The sequence below is a fragment of the Pseudomonas sp. BS3767 genome, assembly GCF_900099665.1.
GTDB classification, from domain to species: Bacteria; Pseudomonadota; Gammaproteobacteria; order Pseudomonadales; family Pseudomonadaceae; genus Aquipseudomonas; species Aquipseudomonas cerasi.
The window spans coordinates 785,531-806,302 of record NZ_FNCX01000003.1 but is presented as its reverse complement, the minus strand read 5'-3'; the positions used below and the strand labels follow the sequence as shown (position 1 = coordinate 806,302).

The 20,772-nt window shown below is 60.0% G+C and carries 22 protein-coding genes; 2 read left to right on the top strand and 20 right to left on the bottom strand.

The window, feature by feature from the left end:
- Positions 1–109 precede the first annotated feature (109 nt).
- The 14 genes from BLR16_RS12870 to BLR16_RS12805 all read right to left on the bottom strand — a co-directional run bounded on the left by BLR16_RS12870 (position 110) and on the right by BLR16_RS12805 (position 11,191).
- Positions 110–763 (bottom strand): LysE family translocator, encoded by a 654-nt coding sequence (locus BLR16_RS12870; protein ID WP_003431000.1) that lies wholly within the window; start codon positions 761–763, stop codon positions 110–112.
- A 303-nt stretch (positions 764–1,066) separates the two neighbouring features.
- On the bottom strand, positions 1,067–1,852 hold the full coding sequence (locus tag BLR16_RS12865; RefSeq protein WP_003368418.1) for a TatD family hydrolase: 786 nt from the start codon (positions 1,850–1,852) through the stop codon (positions 1,067–1,069).
- 14 nt (positions 1,853–1,866) lie between these two features.
- Positions 1,867–2,223 carry a PilZ domain-containing protein gene (locus BLR16_RS12860; RefSeq protein ID WP_003368414.1) on the bottom strand — a complete coding sequence of 119 codons (357 nt, stop codon included), beginning with the start codon at positions 2,221–2,223 and terminating at the stop codon, positions 1,867–1,869.
- Between the two features lie 34 nt (positions 2,224–2,257).
- Positions 2,258–3,244: a DNA polymerase III subunit delta' gene (locus tag BLR16_RS12855; RefSeq protein WP_003430998.1), complete on the bottom strand. Its 987-nt coding sequence runs from the start codon at positions 3,242–3,244 to the stop codon at positions 2,258–2,260.
- Positions 3,237–3,869: a dTMP kinase gene (gene tmk, locus BLR16_RS12850; RefSeq protein WP_003368410.1), complete on the bottom strand. Its 633-nt coding sequence runs from the start codon at positions 3,867–3,869 to the stop codon at positions 3,237–3,239. The genes BLR16_RS12855 and tmk overlap by 8 nt, the downstream gene beginning before the upstream one ends.
- 19 nt (positions 3,870–3,888) lie before the next feature.
- Positions 3,889–5,022 (bottom strand): endolytic transglycosylase MltG, encoded by a 1,134-nt coding sequence (gene mltG / locus BLR16_RS12845; RefSeq protein ID WP_054080808.1) that lies wholly within the window; start codon positions 5,020–5,022, stop codon positions 3,889–3,891.
- Positions 5,023–5,024: 2 nt separating this feature from the next.
- Positions 5,025–5,840 carry an aminodeoxychorismate lyase gene (gene pabC / locus BLR16_RS12840; RefSeq protein ID WP_074807860.1) on the bottom strand — a complete coding sequence of 272 codons (816 nt, stop codon included), beginning with the start codon at positions 5,838–5,840 and terminating at the stop codon, positions 5,025–5,027.
- Positions 5,840–7,084, bottom strand: a complete 1,245-nt coding sequence (fabF, locus tag BLR16_RS12835; protein WP_004408311.1) for a beta-ketoacyl-ACP synthase II — start codon at positions 7,082–7,084, stop codon at positions 5,840–5,842. The genes pabC and fabF overlap by 1 nt, the downstream gene beginning before the upstream one ends.
- 114 nt (positions 7,085–7,198) lie before the next feature.
- The gene (gene acpP / locus BLR16_RS12830) at positions 7,199–7,435 is read right to left on the bottom strand and encodes an acyl carrier protein (RefSeq protein ID WP_003368401.1); all 237 of its coding nucleotides are present in this window, start codon (positions 7,433–7,435) and stop codon (positions 7,199–7,201) included.
- Positions 7,436–7,626: 191 nt separating this feature from the next.
- Complete coding sequence (gene fabG / locus BLR16_RS12825; RefSeq protein WP_003318510.1) at positions 7,627–8,370, bottom strand: 3-oxoacyl-ACP reductase FabG; 744 nt, start codon at positions 8,368–8,370, stop codon at positions 7,627–7,629.
- A gap of 15 nt (positions 8,371–8,385) precedes the next feature.
- Positions 8,386–9,324, bottom strand: coding sequence for an ACP S-malonyltransferase (gene fabD / locus BLR16_RS12820; protein WP_025990978.1), 939 nt, complete (start codon positions 9,322–9,324; stop codon positions 8,386–8,388).
- A gap of 116 nt (positions 9,325–9,440) precedes the next feature.
- Positions 9,441–10,463: a phosphate acyltransferase PlsX gene (gene plsX / locus BLR16_RS12815; protein ID WP_074807856.1), complete on the bottom strand. Its 1,023-nt coding sequence runs from the start codon at positions 10,461–10,463 to the stop codon at positions 9,441–9,443.
- Between the two features lie 4 nt (positions 10,464–10,467).
- Positions 10,468–10,650: a 50S ribosomal protein L32 gene (gene rpmF, locus BLR16_RS12810; RefSeq protein WP_003179396.1), complete on the bottom strand. Its 183-nt coding sequence runs from the start codon at positions 10,648–10,650 to the stop codon at positions 10,468–10,470.
- A gap of 13 nt (positions 10,651–10,663) precedes the next feature.
- Positions 10,664–11,191: a YceD family protein gene (locus tag BLR16_RS12805; protein WP_002552687.1), complete on the bottom strand. Its 528-nt coding sequence runs from the start codon at positions 11,189–11,191 to the stop codon at positions 10,664–10,666.
- A 106-nt stretch (positions 11,192–11,297) separates the two neighbouring features.
- Here BLR16_RS12805 and BLR16_RS12800 point away from each other — a divergent pair, with 106 nt between their 5' ends.
- The gene (locus tag BLR16_RS12800) at positions 11,298–11,876 is read left to right on the top strand and encodes a Maf family protein (protein WP_003430981.1); all 579 of its coding nucleotides are present in this window, start codon (positions 11,298–11,300) and stop codon (positions 11,874–11,876) included.
- A gap of 55 nt (positions 11,877–11,931) precedes the next feature.
- On the opposite strand, the gene sppA is transcribed toward BLR16_RS12800, so the two are convergent.
- The 3 genes from sppA to rluC are packed head-to-tail and all read right to left on the bottom strand — an operon-like array spanning position 11,932 to position 14,563.
- A complete protein-coding gene (sppA, locus tag BLR16_RS12795; protein ID WP_003368394.1) occupies positions 11,932–12,930 on the bottom strand; it encodes a signal peptide peptidase SppA in 999 nt (332 codons plus the stop codon).
- 24 nt (positions 12,931–12,954) lie between these two features.
- A complete protein-coding gene (locus BLR16_RS12790) occupies positions 12,955–13,617 on the bottom strand; it encodes an HAD-IA family hydrolase (protein ID WP_003430979.1) in 663 nt (220 codons plus the stop codon).
- Positions 13,607–14,563 carry a 23S rRNA pseudouridine(955/2504/2580) synthase RluC gene (rluC, locus tag BLR16_RS12785; RefSeq protein WP_003317474.1) on the bottom strand — a complete coding sequence of 319 codons (957 nt, stop codon included), beginning with the start codon at positions 14,561–14,563 and terminating at the stop codon, positions 13,607–13,609. The genes BLR16_RS12790 and rluC overlap by 11 nt, the downstream gene beginning before the upstream one ends.
- 726 nt (positions 14,564–15,289) lie before the next feature.
- Here rluC and rne point away from each other — a divergent pair.
- A complete protein-coding gene (rne, locus tag BLR16_RS12780; RefSeq protein ID WP_054080804.1) occupies positions 15,290–18,604 on the top strand; it encodes a ribonuclease E in 3,315 nt (1,104 codons plus the stop codon).
- A 154-nt stretch (positions 18,605–18,758) separates the two neighbouring features.
- Here the strand turns inward: rne and murB are convergent, their stop codons facing one another.
- Genes murB through BLR16_RS12765 form a run of 3 tightly spaced genes read right to left on the bottom strand, consistent with a single transcriptional unit; the run spans position 18,759 to position 20,759 of the window.
- The gene (gene murB, locus BLR16_RS12775) at positions 18,759–19,778 is read right to left on the bottom strand and encodes a UDP-N-acetylmuramate dehydrogenase (RefSeq protein WP_003430975.1); all 1,020 of its coding nucleotides are present in this window, start codon (positions 19,776–19,778) and stop codon (positions 18,759–18,761) included.
- A 34-nt stretch (positions 19,779–19,812) separates the two neighbouring features.
- Entirely contained in the window at positions 19,813–20,577 is a 765-nt protein-coding gene (kdsB, locus tag BLR16_RS12770; RefSeq protein WP_003317470.1) for a 3-deoxy-manno-octulosonate cytidylyltransferase, read from the bottom strand.
- Positions 20,574–20,759, bottom strand: a complete 186-nt coding sequence (locus BLR16_RS12765) for a Trm112 family protein (RefSeq protein WP_002552679.1) — start codon at positions 20,757–20,759, stop codon at positions 20,574–20,576. The genes kdsB and BLR16_RS12765 overlap by 4 nt, the downstream gene beginning before the upstream one ends.
- Positions 20,760–20,772 lie beyond the last annotated feature (13 nt).

Here is a 20,772-nt window from a genome sequence, read left to right as displayed (position 1 = left end):
AATCGGCGCTAAATTGCACGGTTCATCCATACTTGTCGACCTGCATGAACGATTCGCACGGGAAATCCGCACCGGTCATCGCGCGCTAGCATTCCGCTGCGCTGGAAATCTAGTGCGCTGGCAACGCGGGGGCAGCGACGACAAATTCCATATAACCCGTGATCACCACATACAACGTGAAGTAGGCAAAGATCAGCGCCGAGGCTATGTAAGACCAGCGCAACATTCGCTCGCCCATGAAACGCCCTCCCTGGTGAGCCAGCGCACACAGCGAGATCGACCAGACCACGCCTGCGGCGACGAACCCGGCGAGAAAGGTCGAAGCGCTGGCAAGATCAGAGCCTTGCCGGGCAATCAGCGCTCCGCCGACTGCGGCAAACCAGAGGATGGCGCTGGGAGAGGACATCGCCAGAAAGATCCCGCGCAGGAACAGCGCCAGGCTGGATTTTTCCGATGCAACGTCCTGGCTGCCGAGACCGGTGCTGACGGCGGTGGCACTCATGACCATCCTGAAGCAGAACCAGGCCAGCACCGCAGTGCCGCCAATCCAGAGCACGTAGCGCACGGCTTCATATTGCAGCAGCACGGCCATGCCGAGCATGGCCAGGATTGCGTAGGCCAGATCCCCAACGCAGGTTCCCAGGCCCAGCCACAGGCCTCTGGAAAAACCGCGCTGCATGGACAGCGTAATCATGGCGATGTTTGCCAGACCGATGTCCAGGCACAAGGAAAGACTCAGCAGAAAACCATTGGAAAACTCCACCCCACCACTCCATTACTGCGACACCTTGGTATTTCGCCCGATGAGAGTGTTCATCGAGCACTCAAGGATCGCTTTAGTATTCCAAAACTGTTTAAAAAACGACCAAAAGACACTGGACGCTACGCCGTCCTGAACAATACTTAAGCTGCTGACGCGTTATCATTCCCCAAATGACTCGGCAGTAGAGGTGCCAAAGGAAGAGCGCGCCTTTGTTTTACTCCTAATGGTCTTAACCCGGCTTCACCCCCCAGAATCCGGGTTTTTTTTGCCTGCGATTTGCCTGCCCGTCGACGTCCGTATCCGTCAGCGCTGAACGTGCGCCAGCGGAAACAGGCGAGCGAAATTGGCTGTGGTCTGCTCGGCAAAGCGCTCATAGGACTCGCCTCGCAGCATGGCCAGAAACTCGGCAACCTCACGTACGTACTGGGGCAGATTCGGCTTGCCCCGGTACGGGATCGGTGCAAGGTACGGGGAGTCGGTCTCGACCAGCAAACGATCGGCGGGCACCTGCCTGGCAACGTCGCGCAGGGCATCGGCATTGCGAAACGTCACGATACCGGACAGCGAAATGTAGTAACCCAGGTCCAGCGCGGCCTTGGCCATCTCCCAGTCTTCGGTGAAACAGTGCAGGACACCGGCGTGGGGCAAGGCGGCTTCGCGCAACAGGCTGAGGGTATCGGTACGTGCGCCCCGAGTGTGGATGACCACTGGTTTTTCAGTGATTCTGGCTGCCTCGAGATGAACCCGGAAAGACGCCTGTTGCAGCTCGGCCGCTTCAGGTTCGTAGTGATAGTCCAGACCGGTCTCGCCAATCGCTACCACCCGCGGGTGATCCAGTTCCTTGAGCAACCAGTCCAGGGGCGGCATTTCGCCGGGCTTCACGTCCAGCGGATGAATGCCCACCGAGCAATCGACATCCGCGTAGCGTTCGGCGAGTGCCTTGACCGCACTCGCATTGTCGGCGCTGACACCGATGCAGAGAAAATGCCCGACCCCTCTGCCACGGGCGGCATCGAGGGCTGCATCCAGAGAGCCATCGTGCTGGGCAAGGTCAAGGCGATCGAGGTGACAATGGGAATCTACAAGCATGGGTTAAAACACAACTACATCGTATGGGTTGGACGATCGGACTTGAGAGCGCCGACCAGGTAAGTTTCGATCAGATTGCGGGCGGTGTTGTCGCCGTCATTGAACTGCACGCCCACGCCAGCGGTGCGATTGCCCTGGGCGCCTTTTGGCGTGATCCAGGCAACCCGGCCGGCTACCGGAACCTTTTCCGGTTCGTCCATCAGATTGAGCAGCATGAACACTTCATCGCCCAGCTTGTAGCTTTTGCTGGTCGGAATGAACAGCCCGCCGTTTCTGATGAACGGCATGTACGCAGCGTAGAGAACGGATTTGTCCTTGATGGTCAGGGACAGAATGCCATTACGTGGACCTGTGCTCGGCGGCAAACTCATGACAACACCTCAACGGTTCCGGATAACGCAGAGTCTACGCCTGTCCCGGCAGGCCTGCCCACTGCACTAACAACGCTTCAAGCAGCAAGACCCGATTGAGGTTGGCCTTGGACATGACTTTCTGACGCTGCGCCAGAATCCAGTCCTGAATATCCAGCACTTTGGCGCGAGAAGACTTCTGCGCCAGGTACTGAATCACCTTGCGCATGTCACTCAGGCCAAGGCCTTCCTCGTCCTGCGTCATCTGATAGCGCAGGATCAGATGCGACCAGTCACAGAACCAGTCGAACAACAGTAACAGCGGAATATCCTTCCAGCCCTCGGCCAGCTGGGTAGCCGACTGTTGTTGCTTGAGCAGCTTCTTGACGCCGTCGACCACCAGCGCGCGCTGTTCGCGAACGCCCTGCGTATGCAGCGCCACCGCAGCCAGCGGCGACCCGGCGGCCAGCGTCAGCAACTCGAAACGCTCGTCCTGGGTACAATCGGGCAAGGCCCCGCTCAGCCAGTCGAGACTCATCTGCTCGCCAGGCAATGGGCAGGCCTGCTGCACGCAGCGGCTCTTGACCGTTGGCAGCAAACGACTCGGTTGATGGCTGACCAGCAACAGAACGGTATTGCCTGACGGCTCTTCCAGACTTTTCAGCAAGGCATTGGCGGCGTTGGTATTCATCGCTTCCACCGGCTCGACGAGCACCACCTTGCGCCCGCCCATCTGGGCGGTCTGCACCACGAAACTGACCAGATCACGCACCTGATCGACCTTGATCGGTTTGTCCGCCTCTTCCGGTTCAAGCACGTAATTGTCAGGATGGCTGCCAGCCGCCAGCAGCAGGCAGGACTTGCAGTGCCCGCAGGCATCAAGCCCTTCGGGCGTCTTGCACAACAGGCTGGCCATCAGCCGTTCAGCCAGGGCGCGCTTGCCGATACCCGCCGGCCCGTGCAGCAGATAGGCGTGAGCATGCTGGGCGCGACCGGCCATCTGCTGCCAGAGCGAAGCCTGCCAGGGGTAGGCTTCAGCCACGTTGCAGCTCCAGCAACTGAGGCAACAAGGTATCGAGGGAAGCCTGAACATCGGCCAGGGTCTGTGCGGCGTCTACCAGGCGATAGCGCGCAGGTTCAGCCTTGGCGCGCTCCAGATAGGTGCTGCGCACGGCGTCGAAGAATGCCCGGCCTTCCTGCTCGAACCGATCCAGCCGACCGCGTGCAGCGGCACGTGAAAGGCCGATCTCCACGGGCAGGTCGAACACCAGCGTCAGGTCAGGTCGCAGGTCGCCTTGAACGAATTGCTCCAGCGCTGCAATACGCTCATGGGACAGGCCGCGACCGCCGCCCTGATAGGCGTAGGTCGCATCGGTAAACCGATCACAGAGCACCACCTCGCCACGCGCCAGCGCTGGACGAATGACTTCGGCCAAATGCTGTGCACGCGCGGCAAACACCAGCAGCAGTTCGGTGTCGGCGCTCATGGCCTCGTCGCTGGGCGCCAGCAACAGCTCGCGAATACGCTCGGCCAGCGGAGTGCCGCCCGGTTCGCGGGTCAGCAGTACCTGAATACCCTGCGCACGCAATTGCGCCGCCAAGTAGTCGCGGTTGGTGCTTTTGCCTGCACCTTCCGGGCCTTCAAGAGTGATAAACAAGCCAGTCACAGGTCATCCTTAATCGTCATCATTGCGCACTCGGCTCGGACCGCGGCGCATCCGGAGCATCCGCAGGCACGGTTTCCGAAGAGGGCGAGTCAGTTGCCGGTGCCGGTGTAGCCGGTGCTGCAGGTGCCGGGCTGGAGCGATAATCCGCGCGGCGCTTGAGCTGATAGTCACGCACGGCCGCATTATGGGCATCCAGGTCGTCCGAGAACACATGGCTGCCGTCACCCTTGGCCACGAAATACAGGCTGCTGCCGTCCACCGGATTGAGCGCAGCATGAATCGCTTCGCGCCCCACCAGCGAAATGGGCGTCGGCGGCAGGCCGGCGATCATGTAGGTGTTGTAGGGTGTTGCTTCCTTGAGGTTGGCGCGGGTCAGTTTGCCGTTGTAGCGCTCGCCCATGCCGTAGATGACGGTCGGGTCGGTCTGCAACTGCATGCCCAGCTTCAGGCGACGCACGAACACACCGGCTATCTGGCCGCGCTCCTGAGGTACGCCGGTCTCCTTCTCGACCAGCGACGCCATGATCAGCGCCTGGTAAGGGTTTGAATAGGGAGCCTCTGACGACCGCGCATTCCATTCCTCGTCGAGTACTTCTTCCAGGCGGCTATAAGCCTGCTTGAGCAATTCGGCATCGGTCATGCCGCGCACGTAGCGGTAGGTGTCGGGAAAGAAGCGGCCTTCTGGAAACACATCGGGATGGCCGATTTTCGCCATCAGCTCGCTGTCGGACAGACCTGTCAGCGTTTGATCGAGCTTGGCCTGCTTGGCCAGCGCAGCACGCACCTGGCGGAAATTCCAGCCTTCGACCAGTGTCAGGCTGTATTGCACGACCTCCTTGCGCTTCCAGACGTCGAACAGGCCCTTGACGTTCATGCCCGGCACCATGCGGTATTCACCGCTGTGCAGCGCCTGCCCAGACAGGTTGAAACGCCAGTAGAGACGCAGCCAGAAAGCGTCCTTGATCACTCCATCGGCCTGCAATCGATTGAGTACGCCGGTCGGCGTTGAACCAGCAGGAACGTCCAGCAGTTGTTCCTGAGCCACCTCAAGTGGCTGGTTCAGCGCCTGATACTGCTGCCAGAACGCAAAGCCGAGCAGCAAACCTGCCAGGACAACCGCTGTTTCCAGCAACACCAATATTTTTCGGATCAAAATCAGATATCCAGAAGGGTGCGGGCAATACCTTGCAGTTTACGGGTGAGCGGCCCGACCGGCCAGTTCAACGCTGCAAAGCTGCAAACCGGCCAGACGCCGTACACGCTATTGCATAGAAACACTTCGTCCGCCGATTCAAGGTCAGACATGTGCAGGTCACGGATATCGACAGCCAGCCCCAGCTTTGGTGCCTGATCCAGCAACTCGGCACGCATCACACCGGCGACCCCGCAGCGGCTGAGATCGGCAGTCAGCAGACGCCCCTGACTGACCAGAAACAGGTTGCTGTAGACACCCTCTATCAGTCGCCCGGACGTGTCACGCATCAAGCCCTCGGCGTGCTGGCTGTCACTCCACTCGGAGCGAGCCAGTACCTGCTCCAGACGATTGAGGTGCTTGAGTCCAGCCAGAAGCGGCTGTTCCGCCAGACGCGTCTGGCAGGCAAACAGGCGCACGCCCTGCTCGGCATGCACACCCGGATAGGCTGGCACAGGGCCGCCCTGCAGGATTCGACGCGATTGAGCATTGGGGGCTGGAGCGTAACCGCGCTGGCTGTCGCCGCGGGTAAGGATCAGCTTCATGACCCCATCGCCAAGCTCTGCAGCGAAGCGGGTCATTTCTGCACGGATAAGCGCATGATCGGTTGCGATCGACAAGCGCGCGCATCCGTTTTCGAGACGCTGCAGATGGCGCTCCAGGAGCAATGGCTGCCCGGCCTTGACGACGATGGTTTCAAACAGTCCATCGCCGTAGGCCAGCCCCCGGTCCTTGAGGGACAAGGCGTCTGCGGGGCAGCCATCGACCCAGGCGGGCATTACTCGGCGAACCGACGGAATACCAGCGAGCCGTTGGTGCCACCGAAGCCGAAGGAGTTCGACAGAACGACGTCGATCGGCATGCGGCGCGCTTCGTGGGGCACGAAGTCCAGATCGCAGCCTTCGCTTGGCTCATCCAGGTTGATGGTCGGCGGAGCCACCTGATCAACCATTGCCAGCACACTGAAGATCGCTTCGACAGCACCGGCGGCGCCCAGCAGGTGGCCGGTCATCGACTTGGTCGAACTGACTGCCAGCTTGTAGGCGTGATCACCGAATACCGATTTGATCGCAGAAGCTTCGGCCAGATCGCCTGCAGGCGTCGACGTACCGTGTGCGTTGATGTACTGCACCTGATCGGGATTGACCCTGGCATCACGCAACGCATTGACGATGCAGCGCGCAGCACCGGCGCCGTCATCAGGTGGCGAGGTCATGTGATAGGCGTCACCGCTCATGCCGAACCCGACCAGCTCTGCATAGATGGTCGCGCCACGCGCCTTGGCGTGCTCAAGCTCTTCGAGCACCATGGCACCGGCACCATCTGAAAGGACGAAGCCATCGCGGCCCTTGTCCCAGGGACGACTGGCGCGGGTGGGGTCGTCGTTGCGGGTCGACAGCGCACGCGCTGCACCGAAGCCGCCCAGACCGAGGCCGCAGGCGGCCATTTCGGCGCCGCCAGCGATCATCACGTCCGCTTCGTCATAGGCGATGTTGCGCGCGGCCATGCCGATGCAGTGGGTTGCAGTGGTGCAAGCCGTCGCGATGGAGTAATTGGGTCCCTGTGCGCCCAGATGGATCGACAGGAAACCGGAAATCATGTTGATGATCGAGCCAGGAACGAAGAACGGTGAAATCCGTCCCGGACCCTGCTCGTGCAGCAGACGACTGCTGTTTTCGATATTGGTCAGACCACCGATGCCCGAACCCATGGCAACGCCGATGCGCTCACGGTTTGCATCAGTGACTTCAAGGCCGGCATTACGCACTGCCTGGAAGCTGGCCGCGAGGCCATACTGAATAAAGAGATCGAGGCGGCGCGCTTCTTTGGGCGCGAGGTATTCTTCGACGTTGAAACCCTTGACCGAGCCGCCGAAGCGGGTGGTGAAGGCTGACAAGTCCGTGTGCTCGATAAGGCCAATGCCACTGCGGCCCGCCAGAATGCCTTGCCAACTGCTGGGCACGTCATTGCCCAGTGGCGAAAGCATGCCCATCCCGGTGACCACGACGCGTCTACGCGACACAGGACTCTCCTTCTCTCTTGTTTACGGAACAATCACAGCGTTTTTTAAAGAAAAAACCGCACGCCGATTAAAGCAGTGCGGTTTTCCCGTGACAGCAGTCAGCGACTACAAATCTTAAGCCTGATGGTTAGTGACGTAGTCGATTGCTGCTTGAACGGTAGTGATCTTTTCCGCTTCTTCGTCCGGGATTTCGGTCTCGAATTCCTCTTCCAGAGCCATTACCAGCTCGACGGTGTCCAGGGAGTCAGCGCCCAGGTCCTCAACGAAAGAAGCAGTGTTGACAACCTCTTCTGGTTTGACGCCAAGTTGCTCTGCAACGATTTTCTTGACGCGCTCTTCGATGGTGCTCATACCTAGTTTTAACTCCTAGTGGAAATGTTCAGGCATCTGGCCAGTGGGTAAGTGTATAGAAGAGGTTTTGCGAATTTCAAGCTTAACGCTCTCCCCTTATACCCAACCGTACCTTCGCCCATTCATAGATTGCAGCTTTATAACGGATTTTAGACAGCTCGTATGACATTTTTTTGAAACAGGTCGTCACATTAGCTCATGTACATGCCGCCGTTAACAGGGATTGTGGCCCCGGTAACGTAGCCTGCGCCTTCGGACGCAAGAAAAGCGACTACGTGCGCAATCTCTTCGGCTTGCCCCAAACGGCCCAGGGGTATCTGGGTAATCAGTGACTCACGCTGAGCCTCAGGCAGCTCACGCGTCATGTCGGTGTCGATGAAACCCGGTGCCACCGAATTCACGGTGACCGCCCGCGAGCCCACTTCACGGGCCAGAGCCCGGCTGAAGCCTTCCAGACCGGCCTTCGCGGAAGCATAGTTTACTTGACCGGCGTTGCCCATGGCACCCACAACCGAACCAATGCTGATAATACGTCCCCAACGCGCCTTGGTCATGCCACGCAAAACGCCCTTGGAAAGACGGAAAAGGCTGTTCAGATTGGTGTTGACGACGTCATACCATTCGTCATCTTTCATGCGCATCATCAGGTTATCACGGGTGATACCGGCATTATTGACCAGAATCAACGGTGCGCCAACGCGCTCCTGAATGGTGGACAGGACCGAATTCACAGACTCGGCATCACAGACATCCAGCATCAGGCCAAAGCCTTCGATGCCGTTTTCCTTGAACGTCGCACTGATGCGCTCGGCGCCGGACTCTGACGTCGCGGTGCCCACGACAACAGCACCGTTGCGTCCCAATTCCAGAGCAATGGCTTGACCAATGCCGCGACTTGCACCGGTTACCAGTGCCACTTTACCTTGAAGGCTCATGCAGGCTTCTCCTAATCAGGCCAGTGCCGCGCGCGCGGCGGCAAAGGCGTCCGGGGTATCAAGGTTGTAGGTAATCACGCCGTCGGCGCAACGCTTGTTCAGACCGGCCAGCACTTTGCCCGGACCGCACTCCACAAGCTGGGTCGCACCGCGACTCGCCAGACATTGAATGGATTCGACCCAGCGTACCGGCTTGTACAACTGCTCCAGCAAATCACGCTTGAGCGTCGCCAGATCACTGACAGCACTGGCACTGACGTTTTGTACCAGCGCGATTTCCGGCGCCTGCCATTCGATGGCCTCAACAGCCTCGGCGAAACGTTCCGCGGCCGGGCGCATCAGTTCGCAGTGCGATGGCACGCTGACCGGCAACGGCAAGGCGCGCTTGGCACCACGGGCCTTGCACAGCTCCATGGCACGCTTGACGGCCTCGGCGGAACCGGCAATCACCACCTGACCCGGCGAGTTGAAATTCACGGCACTGACGACTTCGCCCTGCGCCGCTTCGGCGCAGGCTGCGATAACGTCGGCATCATCCAGACCCAGAATGGCGGCCATGCCGCCCTGACCCGCTGGCACCGCTTCCTGCATCAACTGGCCGCGACGCTCGACAAGCTTCACGGCGTCGGCCAGGCTCAGGCTTTGCGCGGCCACCAGTGCGCTGTATTCACCCAGGCTGTGACCGGCGACGAACGCAGGAACCGCACCGCCCTCGGCCAGCCACACATGCCACAAGGCAACGGAAGCGGTGAGAATGGCCGGCTGGGTCTTGTCGGTCTGATTGAGCAGCTCGGCAGGACCGTTCTGAGTCAATGCCCACAGGTCGTAGCCAAGAGCTTCGGAAGCCTGCTCGAAAGTGTCGAGGATCAGCGGATGCTGCGCGCCTTGCTCGGCGAGCATACCGAGCGATTGCGATCCTTGACCCGGAAAGACGAATGCGAGGGATGCAGACATTTGACAAGCCTCTGAATTATTGTCGCCAAAATGGGCGTCCGGACAAGCCGAACGCGGGAATTCTAATTTACATGACTGATCGGTTGGATGACTGACCAGTCTGATGCGTCACATTTTCAGGTTCGGCCGTCCTGAAACATCGCTTCAAGCCGCCCCTTCAAACGCTCTGGCAGGTTTTCACGGGACTCGACGACCGCTCGCTGAATCGCACTCTGAAAACCTGAAACACTCGCAGAACCGTGGCTTTTCACCACGACCCCCTGCAACCCGAGCAGGCTCGCACCATTATGACGGGCGGGTGCCAGATCGGTCTGCAAGCGCTTCAGCAAGGGCAACGCCAGCGCGCCGACTGCCCTGCTGAGCAGATTACGCTGGAACAGCGCCTCGATTCTGGCTGCAATCATGGTCGCCAGCCCCTCACTCGACTTGAGCAATACGTTGCCGACGAAACCATCACACACCACCACGTCAGCCTCCCCCCTGTACAACCCGTCGCCTTCTACATAACCAATGTAGTTAAGCCCCGACGCAGACTGCAAAAGACCGGCAGCACGCTTGACCTGCTGATTGCCCTTGATGTCTTCAGTGCCCACGTTGAGCAAGGCCACTCTGGGCGTTGCGACACCAAGGATCTCGGCAAGCACCGAACCCATCACTGCAAACTGATAGAGCGCCTCGGCACTGCAATCGACGTTCGCCCCCAGGTCCAGCAGTTGGCAATGACCCGAGCAAGTGGGAATGGCTGCGATCATTGCCGGGCGGTCGATCCCTGGCAAGGTCTTGAGCACGAACCGGGAAAGCGCCATCAGCGCACCGGTATTGCCGGCACTGACACAGGCCTGGGCCTGACCGCTGGCCACCAGCTCGAGAGCAACGCGCATGGAGGAGTCAGGTTTGCCACGCAACGCCTGAGACGGACGCTCGTCCATCGCAATCGTTTCACTGGCATGAACGACACGCAGGCGCGAACGGTCCACGGCTTCATGAGCAGAGACGAGTTCTTCAATAAGGGGAGCTTGGCCGACAAGGGCCAGGTGAAGCGAGGGAGTAGCTGTCAGGCACGCGAGGCTTGCCTGAACAATGTTGCGGGGACCGAAGTCCCCGCCCATTGCGTCGATCGCGATGATCGGAGCGGACAAGAAATTACTCGTCAGCGCCCTTGTCGATCACTTTACGACCACGGTATACACCTTCTGGCGATACGTGGTGACGCAGGTGAACTTCACCAGTGGTCTTTTCTACCGACAGAGTGCTTGCCTCAAGAGCGTCGTGCGAACGACGCATGTCACGGGCAGAGCGGGATTTTTTGTTCTGCTGAACAGCCATAATTGATTAACTCCTAAACGTTTGGGTCACGCTTTAACTGCGCCAATACACTGAACGGGTTGGACCGCGTTACCTCGTCCACGCTCGGTTCGGGCTCATCGAGACCCGCCGGTTGCTGGCATTCTTCAGGATGATGAGCAGGCACAATGGGCAAGGCGAGCAATAGCTCCTCCTCGATCAATGCCAGCAGATCCAAAGGATCTTCGCCCAGTTCCAGCACGTCATAACCTTTCGGTAACGACTGGGTATTCGCACCCTCCTTCACCACGGCGTAACTGCATTCGCTGTGGATCGGCAGGGTCACCAGCTCAAGACAACGCTGGCAAACCATCTTGACCGGGACGTCTATCGAACTGTGGATAACCACAGAACGGCGTTCGTCACGCTCAAAAACGAATTTCGCCTGCACCGTACCGACAGTGTCGGCCAGCGGGTCGCAGAGTCTCTTCAGATCGCCCAGCAGCACTTCACCCTGAAGGGTAGTGCCGCGATCGGACAATTTGCGCGGGTCAACGTGAGATGGAATCGGGTCATTCAACATAGGCGCAGCATTCTAGGGATGCCCCCCGGGCATGTCAAAGGAAATTCAGGCCTGTTCGTCACTCCGGCCACTCTTTAGAATCAACGCTCAGCCTACGGAGAACCGCATGCCATCCCTGCTCCTCGCTTCCAGCTCCTCATACCGCCGCGAACTGCTCGCCCGCCTGCGCCTGCCATTCACCTGCAGGTCTCCGGATATCGATGAAAGCCGGCGACCGAACGAGGCCGCATTCGACCTCGTACAACGCCTTGCCCGGGAGAAGGCCCAGGCGCTGGCCGCGGAACATCCACACCACCTGATCATCGGCTCCGACCAGGTCGCCGTTCTTGACGAACAGGTCCTGGGCAAACCGCACAGCTTCGAACGCGCACTGGAACAGCTGACGGCAGCGAGCGGCAAAAGCGTGACCTTCTTGACCGGTCTGGCCCTGCTCAACAGCTCGACCGGCGAGTGCCAGGTCGACTGCGTGCCTTTTACAGTACACATGCGCGAACTCGACCGGGCCAGCATCGAACGCTACCTGCATGCTGAACAGCCCTATGACTGCGCAGGCAGCTTCAAGGCAGAAGGCCTTGGCGTCAGCCTGTTTCGCAGCACCGAAGGCAGCGATGCGACCAGCCTGATCGGCCTGCCGCTGATACGCCTGGTGGACATGCTAATAAAGGAAGGCCTCAGCGTACCCTGAGACTCAGACAAAGAACCCGGCCATTGGCCGGGTTCTTTATTTCTGCATCAAACCATCAACGCAGGCTTGGGCCGTTGAAACCGACCAGCATGGCAATTCGCTCAGCGATACTGGTGCCGAGTTTTTTCGAAAAGCGATCAAAAGGCGACTCTTCGACGGTGTACTCGACGATGTCCTTTTCCTTGATTACGTCACGCGCAACATAACTTGCACTGCCCAGCCCATCCACCAGACCCAGCGCAACAGCCTGCTCGCCGGTCCAGATCAGCCCGGAGAACAGCTCCGGGTGATCCTTGTCCTTCAGCCGGTCGCCACGACCCTGTTTGACACTGGCGATGAACTGGCGATGAGTCGTGTCCAGCACACCCTGCCAGAACTGCGTTTCATCAGCCTTCTGCGGCTGGAACGGATCAAGGAATGCCTTGTGCTCGCCGGAAGTATAGGTACGGCGGTCAACGCCGAGCTTATCCATGGCACCGACAAAGCCGAAACCTGCTGCCGTCACACCGATCGACCCCACCAGACTGGCCTTGTCGGCGTAAATCTGGTCAGCGGCACTGGCGATGTAATAAGCCCCCGAAGCACCGAGATCGGTAATGACCGCATACACCTTGATGTCCGGCTTCGCCGCGCGCAGACGACGGATTTCGTCGTAGACATAGCCCGACTGCACAGGACTGCCACCCGGGCTGTTGATTCGCAGAATCACACCCTTGGTCTTTTCATCCTCGAAGGCCTTCTGCAGCGCAGTGACAATGTTCTCGGCACTGGCCGCTTCCTTGTCGGCAATCACGCCCTGCACATCGATCAGCGCAGTGTGGCTGGAACGACGAGAAGTGCCGCCCTCGAAATCCAGCATCGGGACGATCACTGCAACAAACAGGAACGCGAACGTCAGCAGCTTGAAAAAGATCCCCCAGCGACGCGCGCGGCGCTGCTCCTGAACACTGGCCAGCAGCGTCTTTTCAAGAAGCTTCCAGCTCTTCGCCTCTTCCCTGCCATTGATGCCCTCGTCCGCGCCTTGCGAAACGGGTGCCTTCCATTCGTCAGACATGTTCCAATCACTCCAACCCGAAAACTAGACGCTGCGCCCGTTCAACCAGGTGCGCAGCTCGGAAAAATGCTCGATAGCCAGCCGCGGCTCGAACTGACGCAGCGACTCCAGCGGCTGAGCGCCATAGCCCACCGCAACCGAATCCATACCGGCGTTGCGAGCCATCAGCAGATCGAACGAAGCATCGCCGATCATCAGCGAACGCTGCGGCGTAACCTCACAGTGCGCCATGATCTCGTTCAACATCAGCGGATCAGGCTTGCTGGCGGTCTCGTCGGCTGCCCGGGTGACATCGAAGTAATCCTGCCAGCCATTGGCCTTCAGCACACGATCAAGCCCACGACGCGCCTTGCCGGTAGCGACCGCCAGACGATAGCCGTCCTCGCGAAACGCCTGCATCGACTCCACCACACCGTCGAACAGCGGCGACGGCACGTTATCCATCGCCATGTAACTGTCCGCGTAGTGCTGCCGAAAATCGATCAGCTGATTACCGCTGATCTGCGGATACAGGGTTCGAATCGCCTCGGGCAGCCCCAGGCCAATAATCCCCTTGATCGCCGTATCGTCACGAACTTCAAGGTCGGTCTCGATGGCCGCCGTGCGCATGGACAGGACGATGCGCCCGACCGAGTCGGCCAGTGTGCCGTCCCAGTCGAAAATCAACAGATCGTAATCACGGCGCACTCAAACGCTCCACTGTTTTGGCCCACATGTCATCGACAGGCGCCTGCACATTAAGCTTGCTGCCATCGGGCATCGGCACCGTCAGCATGTAGGCGTGCAGAAACAGACGCTTGCCGCCCAGATCGCGAATTTCGCGACTGAAATTCTCGTCACCGTACTTGGTGTCACCTGCAATCGCATGACCCGCGTGCAAGGTGTGCACGCGGATCTGGTGGGTACGTCCGGTGACCGGCTTGGCTTCGACCATGGTGGCAAAGTCGCCAAAACGACGCAGCACCTTGAAAATCGTCAGAGCCTCCTTGCCCTCTTCATTCACTTCGACCATGCGCTCGCCGGAGCGCAGGTTGCTTTTCATCAGCGGCGCACGCACCTGCTTCAGGGCCGTTGCCCAGTTACCGCGGACCAACGCCATGTAGCGCTTGTCGACGCCGTCGCCGCGCAGGGCTTCGTGCAGATGACGCAGCATGCTGCGTTTCTTGGCAATCATCAGCAGACCGGACGTGTCGCGATCGAGACGGTGCACCAGTTCGAGCTCCTTGGCATCCGGGCGCAACTGGCGAAACGCTTCGATCACACCAAAACTCAGGCCGCTGCCGCCATGCACGGCGATACCTGCGGGCTTGTTGAGCACGATAAGCGCCTTGTCTTCGTAAACGATCGCAGCTTCGAGACGCTGCAACAGTGCCTGCGCGACCGGCACAGGCTCGTCGCGCTCAGGCACGCGCACAGGAGGAATGCGCACGATATCGCCTGCCTGCAACTTGTACTCCGGCTTGATCCGCCCCTTGTTCACACGCACTTCGCCTTTGCGCAAAATGCGGTAAATCAAGGTTTTGGGTACACCCTTGAGATAAGTGATCAGAAAATTATCGATGCGTTGACCGGCAAGTTCCGGGGCAACCTCAACCAGCTGGACGCCGGGGGTTGGAGGGGCAATATTCGTCATGCCGCAAATGATAACAATTTTTTATGGATTTGAAGCACTTAATGATTGCTGCTATAGTCGCGAACGCCGCCAAAAGCGGCCGGACAGCGGACCAACGGTTGACAACCGGCCCTGACCAACGCAATTCACAAGGACGGGAGGCCGTCCTACGCAGTGTTCGGTGACAACGGAGCACGCTGAAAACGTAACAAGCGCAGGTGACATGAGGCCGGAAACACGCCTGACCGCAGAGCAGACAGCTCGCGGCCAGTGCGGACAGTTCATGGCCAGTTCACAAAGTGCAGTCGCTTTCAGACGCTACGAGCGAATGCTTCGGGAACAACGCCTCAAGCCATGATGCGCGACCTTCCCTATCGAAGGTCGCGGTAAATGCCAACCCGCTGCGGATTCTGCGCGCGGCAGCACCCGAATTATCAGGGATACGTGTAGGGTGGAGACGCACAACCATCGGACTGTGTAGCACAAGGCTTGTTCTAGACGCTTCATCTCGTCCGCTACCGATGGTCGATTCCTCCTCCTGACAAAGCTTTTGCTGAAAGGGGTGTCTTATGCCACCACAGCAAGCAGGAAACGTCGTCGCGACCCTCCGCCCCCTCTGGGCGAGGACCTCGCTAGACACTGGAGTGTCCAACCACTCCTGACGTGCCCTGACACCGACCGTGAGAAGTCGTGTGTGCCGAACGCCGTTTCCGGCAGCCCGGAAACCGACGGTACTACATGAAAAGAATGCTGATTAACGCAACTCAACCCGAAGAGTTGCGTGTTGCACTGGTAGACGGCCAGCGCCTCTACGACCTGGACATCGAGTCAGGTGCACGCGAGCAGAAGAAGGCCAACATCTATAAAGGCCGAATCACTCGCATCGAACCCAGCCTCGAGGCTGCCTTTGTCGATTTCGGCTCTGAGCGCCACGGCTTCCTGCCCCTCAAGGAAATCTCCCGCGAGTACTTCAAGAAAGCCCCTGAAGGCCGCGTCAACATCAAGGACGTCCTGAGCGAAGGCCAGGAAGTCATCGTTCAGGTCGAGAAAGAAGAGCGTGGCAACAAGGGCGCAGCCCTGACCACCTTCATCAGCCTCGCAGGCCGCTATCTGGTTCTGATGCCGAACAACCCTCGTGCCGGCGGTATCTCGCGCCGTATCGAAGGCGAAGAGCGCAACGAACTGCGTGAAGCCCTCAACGGCCTGATCGCGCCAGCCGACATGGGCCTGATCGTTCGTACTGCCGGCCTGGGCCGCAGCAGCGAAGAAATGCAGTGGGACCTCGATTACCTGCTGCAACTGTGGACCGCCATCAAGGAAGCGTCCCTCGATCGCTCCGCCCCTTTCCTGATCTACCAGGAAAGCAACGTCATCATCCGCGCCATCCGTGACTACCTGCGTCAGGATATCGGTGAAGTCCTGATCGACAGCATCGAAGCCCAGGAAGAAGCGCTGACTTTCATCCGTCAGGTGATGCCGCAGTACGCCAGCAAGATCAAGCTGTATGAAGACAGCGTTCCGCTGTTCAACCGCTTCCAGATCGAAAGCCAGATCGAAACCGCCTTCCAGCGCGTAGTCGAACTGCCTTCCGGTGGCTCCATCGTCATCGATCCGACCGAAGCCCTGGTGTCCATCGACATCAACTCGGCGCGCGCCACCAAAGGCAGCGACATCGAAGAAACCGCCCTGCAGACCAACCTTGAAGCGGCTGAGGAAATCGCCCGTCAACTGCGTCTGCGTGACATCGGCGGCCTGATCGTCATCGACTTCATCGACATGACGCCGGCCAAGAACCAGCGCGCCGTGGAAGAGAAAGTCCGCGAAAGCCTGGAAGCCGACCGTGCCCGCGTACAGATCGGTCGCATTTCGCGTTTCGGTCTGCTGGAAATGTCCCGTCAGCGCCTGCGTCCATCGCTGGGCGAAAGCAGCGGCATCGTCTGCCCTCGCTGCAACGGCACCGGCATCATCCGTGATGTTGAATCGCTGTCGCTGGCCATCCTGCGCCTGATCGAAGAAGAAGCCCTGAAAGACCGCACTGCCGAAGTGCGCGCTCAGGTGCCGATTCCGGTCGCGGCTTTCCTGCTCAACGAAAAACGCAACTCGATCACCAAGATCGAACTGCGCACCCGTGCGCGCATTATCATTCTGCCGAACGATCAGCTGGAAACGCCGCACTTCGAAGTTCAGCGTCTGCGTGATGACAGCCCTGAAGCGCACAGCAGCCAGACCAGCTATGAAATCGCTGCTGCCGCTGCCGAAGTGGAAGAAATTGCACCACTGGCCGCCGCAACCCGCACCCTGGTTCGTCAGGAAGCGGCCGTCAAGACTGCTCCGGCTCGCGCCAATGCGCCGGTCCCGGTAGAAGCCGCTGCCCCTGCGGCAACGCCTGCACCGGCACCTGCCGCTCACGAGCCAAGCCTGTTCAAGGGTCTGGTGAAATCCCTGGTCAGCCTGTTCGCGACCAAGGAAGAGCCTGTCGCTCCGGTTGTGGTTGAGAAGCCTGTTGCAGAACAGCGTCCAGCCCGCAACGAGGAACGTCGCAACGGCCGCCAGCAGAGCCGTGGCCGCAACAATCGCCGCGACGAAGAGCGCAAGCCTCGTGAAGAACGCGCCCCCCGCGAAGAGCGTGCAGAGCGCGCACCTCGTGAAGAGCGTGCTCCGCGTGAAGAACGTGCACCTCGTGAAGAGCGCACCGTTCGCGAACCGCGTGAAGCCCGCGAGGAGTCGGCACCGCGCGAAGAGCGTCCAGCCCGTACCACCCGCGAGCGCAAGCCGCGTGAAGCGCGCGAAGATCGCCCGGTTCGCGAACTGCGCGAGCCTCTGGATGCAGCCCCTGCGGTGAACCTCGCTCGCGAGGAGCGTCCTGAACGCGCACCACGCGAAGAGCGCCAGCCGCGCGCACCTCGTGAAGAACGTCAACCACGCGCCGAACAGGCCGCGGCTGCCGTTAGCGAAGAGGAAGTGCTGCTCAACGAAGAGCAGATCAATGACGAGAACCAGGAAGGCAACGACGGTAGCGAAGGCGACCGCCCTCGCCGCCGCTCGCGTGGCCAGCGTCGTCGCAGCAATCGTCGTGAGCGTCAGCGCGATGCCAATGGCAACGTGATCGAAGGCTCCGAAGAGAACGGCAACGAAGAAGAAGGCAGCGCCACCGACCTGTCGGCGGGTCTGGGCTTCACCGCCGCAGCTTCCGCTGCCAGCAGCGTGATCAGCGCGCCTGCCGAAGCCGACGCGCATCAGCAGGCCGAACGTGCCAACAGCAACGCCGCCGCTGCAGACGCCGAGCCAGCGCATCAGGCAGCTGCTGCCAAAGCATCTGCGACCGAAGCGCCTGTGACTGAAACGCCAGTAGCTGAAACGCCAGCCACCGAAGCACCGGCTGCCGAAAAAGCACCGACCGTTGCCGAACCGACTGTCGAGGCACCTGCCGTTGAAGCCCCTGTAGCGGACGATGCTCCTGTAGCACAGCCTGCTCCAGAGGTTGAAGTTCAGCCGGCAGCGGTCGAAGCCCCGGCCATTGCTGCGCAGTCCGAACTGTTCGAAGCACCTCACGCAGAACGCGTAGTGCCGTTCAAGCCGACGCCAGAGCCAGCACCACAGGCGCCGGTCGAAGCGGCGGCTCATGAGGAAGTGCCAGCCACCGAATCATCCGAACTGCCAACGCCTGCACCTGCTGCCGTCGAGCCGGTAGCCGTGAAAGAAGAGCCTGCTCCTTACGTCGCGCCTCAGCCGGTCGTTGAAGAACAGGCACCTGCCCCACTAGAGCAGGCACCTGCGGCTGAAGAAGCAGCGCCTGCACCAGTGGTCAGCAGCACGGGCCGCGCACCGAACGATCCTCGTGAAGTTCGTCGCCGCAAGCGTGAAGAAGAAGCACGTCGTCAACAGGAAGCCGCTGCTGCCAGCGCTCCAGTCGTCGAGGCAGCGCCTGCTGCCGCTGAAGCAGAATCGGCCCAGCCTTCACCGGCAGCCGGGGAAAAGACCGAAGAAGCGGCCACTGAGCAACCAGCAGTCAAACCGCAACATGAAGCCGAGAAAGAAAACGAGCCTAAACCCCTCGCCTAATCCCGGCCCATGAAAAAGCCCCGCCTGTGCAAACAGGCGGGGCTTTTTCATGCCCGTTGATTGAGGGCTGCACTGCGTTCATCTTCAATACACAGCGCTTGATCTGATCCCTTCGCGAGCAGGCTCGCTCCCACAAGAGACCATCTTCAGGCTATCAGTAGAGGTTCGGCTCCATCTCCAGCTCGACACCGAAACGTTCGGCGATGTCGGTCTGGATACGGCGCGCCAGACTCAGCAGCTGCAAGCCACTGGCCTGCCCATAGTTGACCAGCACCAGCGACTGAAGCTTGTGCACGCCAGCATCACCATCGCGATAACCCTTCCAGCCCGCCTGCTCGATCAGCCATCCAGCCGCCAGTTTCACCCGGCCATCGTCCAGCGGGTAGCCGACGACACCTGGGTGCTGCTGTTTGATCGTTGCGTACAGTTCGGCAGGGATAATCGGGTTTTTGAAGAAACTGCCGGCATTGCCCAGCACCGCGGGGTCAGGCAGCTTTTCACTGCGAATGGCGCAGATCGCACGGCTGACATCGAACGGCGTCGGCCGATCAATACCCAGCTCGTCGAGACGCTGACGAACCGGGCCATATTCGAGGTGCAGGCGAGCTACGCGGCTGAGCTTGAAACGCACACGCAGGATCAACCAGCGCGCGACCTGATGCTTGAACACGCTGTCGCGGTAGCCGAACGCACAGTCCTGCAGAGAAAACTCGCGCAATTCGCCCGTTTCACGATCCAGCGCAGTCAGGCTATGGAAGACATCCTTGATCTCGACGCCATAGGCACCGATGTTCTGCATGGGTGCCGCACCAACGGTGCCTGGAATCAGACTGAGGTTTTCCAGCCCCGCCAGCCCCAGCTCAAGACAGGACTGCACGAACGGATGCCAGGGCTCGCCAGCCTCTGCCTCGACAATCGACTCGAGACAGTCCTCATGCACGATGCGAATGCCGCGGCTGACCATGCGTACGACCAGTGACTGCACGTCAGCGCTGAGCAGCAGGTTGCTGCCACCGCCAATCACCAGCAGTGGCACATCGTGCTCGGCCGAATAGGCCAGCGCCTGGCGAACATCGTCATCGCTGTGCGCTTCGGCAAATAGCCGGGCTTGAACATCCACACCGAACGTATTGAACGGTTTGAGGGAAATCGCGGATTGCACCTGCAAGGTCATACCCTCGCCTTCCCGAACCAATGGACGCAGCGCATCAACCCTCCAGCAAGCGCCTTACGCGCTCCAGGTCTTCAGGCGTATCAACGCCACCGGGTGGCGCTTCAAGCGCGTCGGCAACGTGAATCCGCACGCCATTCCACAGCGCACGCAATTGTTCCAGGCTTTCAGTGTTTTCCAGCCAGCACGGCCCCCAACTGACGAAGTCATGCAGGAAGCCCGCACGGTAGGCATAGATACCGATATGCCGACGATAAGGCACACCGGCAGGCAATTGGTCACGATTTGCTGCGAGCGCATCGCGCGCCCATGGCAAGGGAGCCCGGCTGAACGTCAGCGCCAGGCCGTTGATGTCCGTAGCCACCTTGACGATGTTGGGGTTGAACAACGCGGCCACGTCGTCGATAGGTTCGGCCAGCGTAGACATGCCAGCTTCGGGATGGGCGGCCAGATTGGACGCCACCTGATCGATCACCGCAGGCGGGATCATCGGCTCGTCGCCCTGCACATTGACGACAATCGCGTCAGCCGCCAGGCCCAATTGCGCGGCCACCTCAGCCAGACGATCGGTGCCGGAGTTGTGATCGTCGCGCGTCAGCAGCACTTCGGCACCAAAAGCCTGACAGGCTTCGACAATGCGCGCATCGTCGGTGGCAATCACCACACGTTCGGCGCTGCTCTTGCACGCCTGCTCCCAGACCAGCTGAACCATGGGTTTGCCGGCAATGGTTTTCAGCGGCTTGCCCGGAAAGCGACTGGAGCCGTAGCGCGCCGGAATGACAACGGTAAACGCTGCGGTCATTTTTCCAGCCGCTCGTCGGTGCTCAGGGTACGAGCTTCGCTTTCGAGCATCACCGGGATGCCGTCGCGCACCGGATAGGCAAGACCTGCGCCCTTGCTGATCAGCTCGGTCTTGTCGGCGCTGAGCTTCAATGGTCCCTTGCAGACAGGGCAAGCGAGGATATCGAGTAGTTTGGTGTCCATAGGAGATCCTGAA